General features: G+C 71.4%; 9 protein-coding genes. 8 read left to right on the top strand and 1 reads right to left on the bottom strand.

Features of this window, described 5'->3' with window-relative positions; translation table 11 throughout:
* The gene (locus tag ACIQPQ_RS30340; protein ID WP_401310047.1) at positions 1–846 is read right to left on the bottom strand and encodes a fumarylacetoacetate hydrolase family protein; all 846 of its coding nucleotides are present in this window, start codon (positions 844–846) and stop codon (positions 1–3) included.
* 285 nt (positions 847–1,131) lie between these two features.
* On the opposite strand from ACIQPQ_RS30340, the gene ACIQPQ_RS30335 reads away from it, so the two are divergent.
* From ACIQPQ_RS30335 to ACIQPQ_RS30300, 8 genes are all read left to right on the top strand, one after another.
* Positions 1,132–1,983 carry a FadR/GntR family transcriptional regulator gene (locus ACIQPQ_RS30335; RefSeq protein WP_401310044.1) on the top strand — a complete coding sequence of 284 codons (852 nt, stop codon included), beginning with the start codon at positions 1,132–1,134 and terminating at the stop codon, positions 1,981–1,983.
* Positions 1,984–2,546: 563 nt separating this feature from the next.
* Positions 2,547–5,783, top strand: coding sequence for a discoidin domain-containing protein (locus ACIQPQ_RS30330; protein WP_401310042.1), 3,237 nt, complete (start codon positions 2,547–2,549; stop codon positions 5,781–5,783).
* A gap of 86 nt (positions 5,784–5,869) precedes the next feature.
* A complete protein-coding gene (locus ACIQPQ_RS30325; protein WP_401310039.1) occupies positions 5,870–6,967 on the top strand; it encodes an enolase C-terminal domain-like protein in 1,098 nt (365 codons plus the stop codon).
* A gap of 80 nt (positions 6,968–7,047) precedes the next feature.
* Entirely contained in the window at positions 7,048–8,436 is a 1,389-nt protein-coding gene (locus ACIQPQ_RS30320) for an ABC transporter substrate-binding protein (RefSeq protein ID WP_401310036.1), read from the top strand.
* A complete protein-coding gene (locus tag ACIQPQ_RS30315) occupies positions 8,433–9,365 on the top strand; it encodes a carbohydrate ABC transporter permease (RefSeq protein WP_401310033.1) in 933 nt (310 codons plus the stop codon). Before ACIQPQ_RS30320 ends, ACIQPQ_RS30315 begins: the two co-directional genes overlap by 4 nt.
* A gap of 23 nt (positions 9,366–9,388) precedes the next feature.
* Entirely contained in the window at positions 9,389–10,306 is a 918-nt protein-coding gene (locus ACIQPQ_RS30310) for a carbohydrate ABC transporter permease (protein ID WP_401310840.1), read from the top strand.
* A gap of 5 nt (positions 10,307–10,311) precedes the next feature.
* Entirely contained in the window at positions 10,312–11,067 is a 756-nt protein-coding gene (locus ACIQPQ_RS30305; protein WP_401310030.1) for a (Fe-S)-binding protein, read from the top strand.
* A 31-nt stretch (positions 11,068–11,098) separates the two neighbouring features.
* A partial coding sequence (locus ACIQPQ_RS30300) for an LUD domain-containing protein (protein WP_401310027.1) occupies positions 11,099–11,950 on the top strand: 852 nt, incomplete at its 3' end.

Here is an 11,950-nt window from a genome sequence, read left to right as displayed (position 1 = left end):
TCAGGCCTCCTCGAAGGTCTGGCGCTGACGGCCCAGGCCGTCGATCTCGACGTCCACGACGTCTCCCGCGCGCAGGTAGGGGGTGCCGGGCAGACCGAGGGCGACGCCCGCCGGGGTCCCGGTGTTGATGACGTCTCCCGGCCGCAGCACCATGAACCGGCTCAGGTACCGCACCAGTTCGAAGACGCCGAAGACCATGTCGGAGGTGTGGCCGCTCTGGCGCGGCTCGCCGTTCACGGACAGCCGCAGCCCGAGCGCCTGGGGGTCGGGCACCTCGTCCGCGGTGAGCAGCCAGGGGCCGAGCGGGTTGAACGTCTCGCAGTTCTTGCCCTTGTCCCACTGGCCGCCGCGCTCCAGCTGGAACTCCCGCTCGGAGACGTCGTTGCTGATGGCGTAGCCCGCCACGCAGGCCGCCGCGGCGGCCGTGTCGGGCAGGTAGCGGGCCTCGCGGCCGATGACGACGGCGAGTTCGACCTCGTAGTCGGTCTTCACCGAGCCGCGCGGGATGAGGACGCGGTCGTCGGGGCCCACCACGGTGTCGGGGGCCTTCATGAAGACGATGGGTTCGTCGGGGACGGTGGCGCCGGTCTCCGCCGCGTGCTGCCGGTAGTTGAGGCCGACGCACACGATCTTCCCGATGCCGGCGAGCGGCGGTCCGAAGCGGCCCGGCCGCTCCACGACGGGCAGCGCGTCGAGGTCGATCCCCGCCCAGCCGGACGCCGGGGCCGCGGCGAGGGCGGCGGGGGTGAGGTCGTCCACCACGGGGCGCAGGTCCCGCCAGACGCCGTCGGGGCCGGATATCAGCGGGGTCTCGGCTCCTGGCGTGCCGTGCCGGGCCAGTCTCATAGGGGGTTCCTTCCACGGGTGGATGGCTGGATCAGATGGATCGTGGCGGCCGACGCGCGGCCTGATCGCCACGAAAGGATCTGCTTCATCTGTCGTTGAGGACCTTAAGGATGTGATCCTTCCGGCGCAAGAGACGGGACTAGATGGCTGTTTGTCCTATTTCTGTGCGGTGTTGACATCGTGATGAATCTTTTTTGTTCACCATCTACCCAACGCGTAACACGGATGTCATAGTGGCCGCTGTCGATGAACCTGATTAATCCGAGCAGCAGGAGGGGGAACACCGTGGCCGATTCTGCACAGGGGGCCGACGCGGGGGCCGACGACGGAGCGCGCCCCTACCGACCGGGGTACGAGCTGGTGGCCGAGCAGTTGCTCAACCACATCGCCGAGCAGAACCTGCGCCCCGGTGACCGGCTGCCGACCGAGGCCGGACTCGCCGAGATCCTGGGCGCGTCCCGCAACGTCACCCGCGAGGCGGTCAAGGTCCTGGCGGCGATCGGCCGGCTCAGCGTGCGGCGCGGCGCGGGCATCTTCGTCGCGGAGGCGACCGGCGGCCTGGTCGACGACCAGCTGGCGCACTTCCGGCCGACCAGCATGGAGGACGTGCTGATGCTGCTGGACTACCGCTCGGTCATCGAGTCCGAGACGGCCCGCCGGGCCGCCTCCCTCGCCACGCCGATCGAGGTCCGCACCATCCGGGAGGGCGCCAGGACCTCCCTGACGGCGGCCACGGAGCACGACGGCCATGCCTTCGCGCGGGCCGACGAGGCCTTCCACGACGCGGTGGGCGCCGCCTCCCACAATGTGTTCCTCCGCTCCAGCGTCGCCGGGGTGCGGCGGCTGGCCTCCCAGTCCGACGTGCTGCTCTTCCACGGCGACGCGCCCGGCTCCCTGGAGGTCGCCGCCCGGCAGCACCTCGCCATCGCCGAGGCGGTCGCCGCGGGGGAGGCCGACCTCGCCGCCCAGCTGATGGTGGACCACATCGCCACCACACAGAGCCAGTTCGAACGCAAGATCAGAGACCGGCTGTTCAACCTCGGCGACCGCCCCGCCCCCGACGCGGACCCACGGCCACCGGCGAGCGGCAGCGGCACCGGCGACACCTCGCTGCCGCCGCGGACGTCGGCCTCGTAACGCACGACCCCCCGGCGTACGGCCGCCCCCGTCCGTACGCCACCCCTTCACTACCCCTCGGCCGTCGGCCCGACCCCCTCGGGCCCGGCCCCCCGAACCGGCTCCGCGTCCGCCGCCGCCCGGCACGCCTCCTGCCCCGAAGGCACAGGTGCGGCGGGCGCGGAGCCACCCCCTCCGGCTGGGCCGCCCCTCACGCGGCCCACCGCACCGGCCGCCCGCCGGCCCCGCCGCCGACGGCGCTCCCCCCCCCAGCGGGGCGGCCCCACGGAGGCGCACGGCCCGAGCAGTACGACTCCGCACCGGACGACTCCGCACCGGACGACTCAGCAGCGGACGACTCCGCGTCGTGCGACCCCGCACCGGACGGCCCCACGCCGCCGAGCCCCCACCGCGGCGCCCACAGCCCCACAACCCCACAGCTCCACCGCCACACCCCGTACACCCCGGACCCCGGCGGACGACCGGCTCCGGGACCACCCTCCCCAGGCGATTGGATACACGTGTCTCTTCCGTCTGCACCTCCTGCTTCCCGAGGCAGATCCGCGCCGCTGCGGAGAACCCTCGTGGTGGCGCTCGCGCTCGCCGCGGCCTCCGCGCCCCTGACCGCGCTGCCCGCCCACGCCACGTCGAAGCCGGCCGGCCTCGACGTCTACGTCTCACCGACCGGCAAGGACAGCGGACGCGGCACCGCCGCCCACCCGTTCCGCACGCTGGAACACGCCCGTGACTACGTGCGCGGCGCCAAGGACAAGGTCCGCGGCGACACCCGCGTCCGGCTCCTGTCCGGGACGTACCGCCTCAGCCGTACGTTCGCCCTGACCGCCCGTGACTCGGGCCGCGCGGGGCAGCGCATCAGCTACGAGGCCGCGCCCGGCGCGCACCCCGTCCTCAGCGGCGGCCGCCAGGTCACCGGCTGGACGGCGGCCGACGCCGACAAGAAGGTCTACAAGGCGAAGCTGAGCGGCCTCGACACCCGCCAGCTGTACGTCAACGGCAAGCTCGCCACGCGGGCCCGCAGCGGCAAGAACCCCTCCGGCTTCAGCAAGACCGCCACCGGCTACACGTTCACCGACTCCAGCATCACCGGCTACCGGCGTCCGGCGGACCTGGAGGTCGCCAGCGCCTGGGGCTGGAAGCTGATGCGCTGCCCCGTGCAGTCCATCTCCGGCAACGCGATGACGATGCAGCAGCCGTGCTGGGACAACGCCCACCTCCAGCAGGGCCAGGAGATCCAGAACCCGACCTGGCTGGAGAACGCCCGCGAACTCCTCGACAGTCCGGGGGAGTGGTACCTCGACAAGGGCGCGGGCGAGGTCTACTACATGCCCCAGCCGGGCGAGGACATGAAGACCGCCGACGTGACGGTCCCCGTGGTGCAGGACCTGGTCGACCTCGACGGCACCCGCGCCCACCCGGTCACCGACGTCACCTTCCGCGGCCTCACCTTCTCCCACTCCACCTGGCTCGCCCCCAGCTCCCCCGAGGGCCACATCGAGGGCCAGGCCGGGTTCCGGATGGTCGGCAGGGACAACCCCGACTTCGACTCCACCCGGCTGCACTGGAAGAAGACGCCCGGCGCCGTCAACGTCAGCCACGGCAGCCGCGTCTCGTTCCTGGACAACACCTTCACCCACCTCGGCGCCGTCGGCCTCAACCTGAACACCGGCACCCAGCACACGCGCATCACCGGCAACGTCTTCCGCCAGATCGCCGCCACCGGCATCCAGATCGGCGGCGTCGAGTGGGGCGACGCGCACCCCGACGACCCGCGCGACATCACCAAGGACACCCGGGTCGACAACAACTACGTCACCCAGGTCGCCGACCAGTACAACGGCTCCCTCGGGATCCTCGCGGGCTACACCGACTCCACGGTGATCACCCACAACAAGGTCCACGACCTGCCCTACAGCGGGATCTCCGTCGGCTGGGGCTGGGGCCTCACCGACCAGGGCGGCAACTCCGCCTACCCGAACAACGCGGGCATCCCCGTCTCCAAGACCCCGACCATCAGCCGGAACAACGTTGTCACCGACAACGAGATCAGTGACATCATGCGCTCGCAGGCCGACGGCGGCGGTGTCTACACCCTCAGCAACAACCCCGGCGGCCGGGTCTCCGGCAACTACATCCACGGCGTCCCCGAGCACGCCTACGGTGCCGTCTACCACGACGAGGCCAGCCGCCGCTGGCTCAACACCGGCAACGCGTTCTGCGACGTCTCCTTCCAGTGGCTGCTGATGAACCACGCGGAGGACAACCGGGCCACCGGCAACTTCACCACCAACCCCAACTTCAGCGTCCAGTACCTGAGCAAGAACAACGACGTCAGCGGCAACGTCACCGTCGGCTCCTGCGACCAGTTGCCCGCCTCGATCGTCGCCCGCGCCGGTCTGGAGAAGGCCTACCGCCACCTCGACCCGGCACCGGCCCCGACCGACCGCCGGGCGCCCACCGCCCCCGGCACCCCGGCCGCGGTCACCGACTTCCCGACCGTCGTCGACCTCAGCTGGCCCGCCGCCACCGACGACACCGCCGTCACCGGCTACTCCGTGTACCAGGACGGCAAGCTCGTCACCGCCTCCGGCACCACCTCGATCCGCATCCCCGGCCTGACCGCCGGACGCACCCACACCTTCACCGTCACCGCCCGCGACGCCGCGGGCAACGAGTCCCGGCCGGGCAAGGCCCTGCGCGTCACCCAGCCGCAGGGCGCCGACCTGGCGCTGAAGAAGCCGGTCACCGCGTCCTCCGACTCCGAGGGCAACGTCCCCGCCAAGGCCGTCGACGGCGACCTCTCCACCCGCTGGGCCCAGGGCCTCGGCCTGCCCGACCCGTCCTGGATCCAGGTCGACCTCGGCGCCTCCTACGACGTGACCGGCTCGATCACCACCTTCGAGAAGAACCGCGGCTACAAGTACCGCGTCGAGGTCTCCCCGGACGAGGTGCACTGGACCACCCTCAAGGACCACACCGCCGAGAACACCACCGAGCAGACCGACTACGCCCGCGCCGCCGCCCCGGTCCCCGGCCGCTTCGTGCGGCTCACCGTCACCGGTTCCAGCGGCAACGGCGGCAGCATCGCCGACTTCCAGGTCTACGGCACCCCGCGCGGCCCCGGCTCCGACCACACCGCGCCCGAGCGCCCGGCCCGGCCGACGGTCCGGCCGCTGCTGCCCGGCCTGGTCGACGTCAGCTGGCCCGCCGCCACCGACGACACCGGCGTCACCAGCTACGTCGTCTACCGCGACGGCGAGCGGATCGCCGTCACCGACGCCACCACCCTGCGGGTCGGCTCCCTCACCCCGCGGACCGCGTACTCGTTCACCGTCGTCGCCCGCGACGCCGCGCTGAACGCCTCCGAGCCCAGCGAGGCCGCCCTCGTCACCACCCCGGCCGACGACAACCTCGCCCTGGGCAAGGCCGCCACCGCGTCCTCCGACTCCGAGGGCAACGTCCCGGCGAAGGCGTTCGACGGCGACCCGACCACCCGCTGGGCGCAGGGCCTCGGCCTGCCGGACCCGTCCTGGATCCAGGTCGACCTCGGCGCGGACACCGAGGTGTCCAGCGTGGTCACCACCTTCGAGAAGCCGAGCGGCTACCGCTTCCGCCTGGAGTACTCCACCGACGGCGAGAACTGGCGGACGTTCGACGACCACACCGCCGAGAACACCACCTCCGCCACCGTCTACTCCTTCGCCGACCACCCCGTCACCGCCCGCCACCTCCGCCTGACCGTCACCGGTTCCAGCGGGAACGGCGGCAGCATCTACGAGATCCGGGCGTACGGCGGATTCTGACCCCGTACCCGGGCGGCGGCGGCTCCCGGGCCGCCGCCCCCGGCCCCGGGCTCCCCGTACAGAGACGAAAGCCAGGAAAGCCAGGAATGAAGATCACCCATGTCGCAGTGCACCGGATCCACGTGCCGCCGGCCAGCCCGCCGTTCCGGTGGCGGGACGGCCTGAGCGGCAGCGCACCGGCCGGGGACGGCGCGGTCCTGCACCTCGGCACCGACGAGGGCGTCGAAGGCGTGGCCCTGTTCGCCCGCCCGGGAGCCTTCGCCATCCTCAACGAACTGGTCGACGGGGTCTTCCGGGAGGAACTGCTCGGCGCCGACCCGCTCCAGCGGGAGTGGCTGTGGCACCGGGTGTGGGAGCTGGACCGCATCCACGAACTCCCGCTCCCCACCCTGGGCCTCATCGACATCGCCCTGTGGGACCTGGCGGGCCGCTACCACGGCCAGCCCGTCTGGCGGCTCCTCGGCGGCTTCCGCGAGTCGATCCCCGCGTACGCCTCCACCTCGACGTTCGCCACCACCGCCGAGTTCCTCGACGTCGCCGACCAGTGCCTCGCCCTCGGCTACCGCGGCATCAAGCTGCACGCCTGGGGCGACGCCCGCCGCGACGCCGACCTCTGCCTCGCCCTGCGCGCCCACGTCGGCCCGGACGTCCCCCTCATGTACGACGGGTCCGCCGGGTTCGACCTGCCCGACGCGATCCGCCTCGGCCGGGCCCTCTCCGAGGCCGACTACCTCTGGTACGAGGAGCCGATGCGGGAGTTCAGCATCTCCGCCTACCAGAAGCTCGCCGAGGCCGTCGACATACCGCTGCTCGTCGCCGAGACCTCCGACGGCGCCCACATGAACTCCGCGGACTTCATCCGGGCCGGGGCCGCCACCTTCGGCGTCCGGGCCGGCACCACCCTGCGGGGCGGCATCACCGGCGCCATGCGCACCGCCCACCTCGCCGACGCCTACCGGCTGCGCGCCGAGGTCCACGGTTCGGACATCCCCAACCACCACCTCTGCATGGCGATCTCCAACACCACCTACTACGAGTCCCTGGTGACCGCGACCGACGTCCGGCGCGAACGCCACGTCGACGACCAGGGCCTGGTCCACGCCCCCACCGGACCCGGCATCGCCCTCCCGCTCGACCTCGGCTACGGCGACGACCTGCTGCCGTTCGTCGAGCAGCCGCGCTGACCCGCGCGCCCCGACCCCACCCCCCGGCGGAGCCCCACCCCGCGCGTACCGAACCCGGCAAGAAACAGAAAGGCAAGACGATGAGGTCTTCCGGATCTCCGAGAGCAGCCCGCCGCCGCGCGGTCGTCCGCACGGCCGCCGCCGCGCTCTCCCTGGCAGCGGCGGCCGTCCTGACCGGCTGCGCCAGCGCCGACACCAGCCCGCAGTCCGCCTCCTCCGACGCGCCCGGCTTCAAGCCCGCCGCGCAGAAGGACGGTGCGCAGATCACCGTGTGGGCGGACTCCACCCGGCTGCCGTCCGTGCAGGCCTACCAGAAGGCCCACCCGGACGTGAAGATGAAGGTCGTCACCTACGACGGCGGCGCCGACGGCTCCACCTACCTCCAGTCGAAGGTGCAGCTCTTCGACCGCACCGGCAACGGCTGGCCCGACGTCGTCTTCGGCTCGCCCACCGACGTCACCTGGGCCTCCCGGCCCACCAAGCCCGGCGCCACCCCCTTCGCCGCGCCCCTCGACGACAAGCTCGTCCCGCAGGCCACCCTCGACGGCTTCGCCAAGGGCTCCCTGGAACCCTGCCGTTTCGACGGCCACACCTACTGCCTGCGCAACGACATCGCCCAGGTCGTCCTCTGGTACAACAAGTCCCTCATGGACAAGTGGGGCTACCAGGTCCCCACCACCTGGGAGGAGTACCAGGCCCTCGGTGAGCGCGTCGCCAAGGAGCACCCCGGCTACCTGGTCGGCTCGGTCGGCGACACCAACTCCCACGAGTCGTACTTCTGGTCCGGCCAGTGCCCCGCCTTCGACCTGGTGAAGCCGGACACCCTGCGCACCGACCTCCAGGACCCCAAGTGCACCCGCACCGCGAAGCTCCTGGACAGCCTGATCTCCGCGAAGGCCGTCACCACCAAGGGCTTCTTCAGCCAGGGCTTCGCCAAGGACAGCGGCGACAAGGTCCTGATGGCGTACGGCCCGTCCTGGTACGGCCAGTACCTCTTCAAGGCCGCTTTCAAGGCCCCGGCCAAGCAGATCGCCGCCGCGCCCCCGCTGACCTGGCAGGGCGAGTCCACCGTCGCCACCGGCAACGTGGGCGGCGGCGTGTGGATGGTCTCCTCGCACAGCGCCAACCTGAAGGCCTCCACCGACCTCGTCACCTGGCTCACCACCTCCGACGAGAACCAGGCGGGCGCCCCCACCTACCCCGCCTACACCAAGGCGGCCGACGCCTGGCTCGCCAACCCCGCCAACAGCGGCTACTTCGCCGGTGACGTCGGCCCGGCGTTCCGCGAGGCCGCCGACGCGGTCTGGACGGGCTGGTCCAACACCCGCTTCTCCGACGCCACCGCCTGGTCCAGCATCGTCCTCCCGGCCCTCACCGCCGGAAAGAGCCTCACCGAGACCCTGCCCGCCTGGCAGCAGGAGATCGCCAACGAGGCCAAGTCCCAGGGATACAAGGTGACCACTCGATGACCCTGCTGGAGACCGGGCGTACCGCCGTCTCCCCCCTCCGCCGCGGCACCGCGCCGCGGCGGAGGCGCCGGGGCCTCGCGGGACCGCTCTTCGTCGCCGGATACACGCTGCTGCTGCTCGCCTTCGGCGTCTTCCCCACCGGCTACTCGTTCTACCTCGCGCTCACCAACGACCGCGGCCAGTTCACCGGCCTCAACCAGTTCGTGAAGGTCGCCCAGGACTACCGTTTCGTCCCCGCCTTCACCCACCTGCTGGTCTACCTCCTGCTGTGGCTGGTCACCCTCGTCGTGCTGGTCGTCCTGGTCGCCGTCCTGCTGCGCAGCCGGGTCCGCCCCGGCACCTCCGCGCTGCTGCGCTTCCTCTACTACCTGCCCGGCGCCCTCGCGGGCGTGGCCAGCGTCCTGGTCTGGCTGTTCATGCTCGACCCGGACGTCAGCCCGGTGTCCTGGCTGCTGAAGAGCCTCGGCCTGCACACCTTCGCCGCCGTGCTCTCCCCGGGCAACCTGCCGCTGATCCTGATGCTCATCGCGTTCTGGACCGGTGCGGGCGGCTGGATGGTCGTCATGTACGGCGCCCTCAACAACATCCCCGACGAGGTCCTGGAGGCCGCCCGCATGGACGGCGCGGGCCCCTGGCGCACTGCCTGGCACATCCAGATCCCCATGATCCGGCAGTGGATCGTCTACATGACGATCATGGCGTTCGCCACCGGCACCCAGCTCTTCGTGGAACCCCAACTGCTCCAGACCGCCAGCCTCGGCCGGGTCAGCCCCACCTGGTCGCCCAACCAGCTGGCCTACGTCTACGCCTTCCAGCAGGGCGACTTCAACGGCGCCGCCGCCATCTCCGTGTGCCTGCTGGCCGTGGGACTGCTGGCCGCCGGACTCCTGGTCGCCCGCTCGAACCTGTTCACGTTGGATGAGAAATGACGCAATCCCCCTCCGCCCCGCAGATGTCGGCCCCGCCGGTCTCCGCCCCGTCGGCCCCGAGGCGGTTGCTCCAGCCGGGCCGGGCGCTGTCCTTCCTCGTGGTGGGCGTGCTGCTGGCCGCGCTGCTGGTGTTCTTCGTGCTGCCCGTGCTCTGGCTGCTGCTTGCCCCGTCGAAGACGGCCGCCGAGGTGGTGCGGGACAACCCGCTCTCCTTCGGCTCCTTCCACCAGATCGGCGCCGCCTGGCAGCACCTGTTCTCCTTCCAGGACGGGGCGATGCTCACCTGGCTGCGCAACTCGGCGATCTACAGCGGCGGTTCGCTCGTGCTCACGCTGCTCGTCAGCGTCCCCGCCGGATACGCCCTCGCCCTCACCGACTTCCGCGGCCGCAAGGCGCTGCTGGTCATCACCCTCGTCACCATGATCATGCCGCAGGCCACGCTGGTGCTCCCCGTCTTCTTGGAGCTGAACCGCTTCCATCTGATCGGCACCGTCTGGTCGGTGATCCTGCCCTTCTCGTTCTACCCGTTCGGCGTGTACCTCGTGTACATCTACTTCGGCAGCAGCCTGCCCCGCGACCTGCTCTCCGCCGCCCGCATCGACGGCTGCACCGAGTGGCAGCTCTTCACCCGCATCGCGCTGCCGCTGGCCAAGCCGGTGATCGGGCTGGTCGCCTTCTTCAGCTTCGTCGGTAACTGGAACAACTTCTTCCTGCCGTACCTCGTGCTGCCGAACAGCGAGCAGTTCCCGATCCAGGTCGGCCTCAACCAACTCCTCACCTCCACCCCGTCGTTCAATCCGGTCGCCGGGGCGGGCCTGAACATCACGGTGCCGGAGCTGGCGCTGGCGATCATCGTCGCCATCCTGCCCGTCCTGGGGCTCTTCCTGGTCTCCCAGCGCACGCTGGTGGCCGGCATGCTCGCCGGGTCCACCAAGGAGTGAGCGGCATGCGCGTCGCGCTCTTCCCCACCTGCGTCAACGAGACCGTGCAGCCCGCCACGGCCGTCGCCACCGTCACCGTCCTCGAACGGCTCGGCGTCCAGGTCGACTTCCCGTTCGCGCAGACCTGCTGCGGCCAGGCCCAGTACAACACCGGCCACCGCCGCGCCACCGAACCCCTCGCCCTGCGCACCGCCCGCGCCTTCGAGGGCTACGACCACGTCGTCGCCCCGTCCGGCTCCTGCGTGGCGATGATCCGCGACCAGTACCCGCGTCTTGGCGCGCGGGCCGCCGCCGAGGGGCGCGGCGACACCCTCGCCCGGCAGGCGGACTCCCTCGCCGGACGGGTCGTCGAGTTCACCGAGTTCCTGGTGGACGTCCTCGGGGTGACCGACGTCGGCGCCTGGTTCCCGCACCGGGTCACCTACCACCCGTCCTGTCACGGCCTGCGCGTCCTCGGCCTCGGCGACCGCCCGCGCCGTCTGCTGGCCGCCGTCGAGGGACTGGAGCTGGTGGACCTCCCCGGCGCCGAGGAGTGCTGCGGCTTCGGCGGGACCTTCGCGGTGAAGAACCCCGACGTCTCCACCGCGATGGGCGCCGACAAGATCCGCAACGCCGAGTCCACCGGCGCCCGCGTGCTGTGCGGCGCCGACAACTCCTGTCTGCTGCACCTCGACGGCATGCTGCGCCGCCGGGGCAGCGCCCTGCGCCCGCTCCACCTCGCGGAGATCCTCGCCTCCACCCGGGCGAACCCCCTGCGCTGACCTCCCGCACCTCCGGACGGAACACCCTGCGATGAACAGCACCTACCTGGGGATGCCCGCCTTCCCCCGCGCGGCGGCCGACGCCACCCGTGACACCCGCCTGCGGGCCAACCTGACCCGCGCGACCGGCACCATCCGGGCCCGCCGTGCCCAGGCGATCGCCGAACTCGACGACGACTGGCCCCGGTTGCGCGCCGCCGGAGCCGCGATCAAGGACCGCACGCTGCGTCATCTGGACCATTACCTGGTCGAGTTGGAGGAGGCGGTGACGGCGGCGGGCGGGACCGTGCACTGGGCGGCGGACGCCGCGGAAGCCAACCGGATCGTCACCGAACTCGTGCAGGCCACAGGGGAGTCGGAGGTCGTGAAGGTCAAATCGATGGCCACCCAGGAGACCGGCCTCAACGAAGCCCTCGAAGCCGCCGGCATCCGCGCCTACGAGACCGACCTCGCCGAACTCATCGTCCAGCTCGGCCACGACCGCCCCTCCCACATCCTCGTCCCCGCCATCCACCGCAACCGCGCCGAGATCCGCGACCTCTTCACCCACGAGATGGCCGCCTGGGGCCGCCCCGCCCCCACCGGACTCACCGACGACCCCGCCGACCTCGCCGAAGCCGCCCGCCTCCACCTCCGCGAAAAATTCCTGCGCGCCGAAGTCGGCATCTCCGGCGCCAACTTCATGGTCGCCGAGACCGGCACCATGGTCGTCGTCGAGTCCGAGGGCAACGGACGCATGTGCCTCACCCTCCCCGACACCCTCATCTCGCTGGTGGGCATCGAGAAAGTCGTCCCCACCTGGCGCGACCTCGAAGTCTTCCTCCAGACCCTGCCCCGCTCCTCCACCGCCGAACGCATGAACCCCTACACCAGCATGTGGACC

This window comes from Streptomyces sp. NPDC091281 (genome assembly GCF_044757425.1).
In the GTDB taxonomy this organism is placed as follows: Bacteria; Actinomycetota; Actinomycetes; order Streptomycetales; family Streptomycetaceae; genus Streptomyces.
Note: the sequence above shows the minus strand (reverse complement) of the source record. Positions and strands in the feature narration are given on the sequence as shown.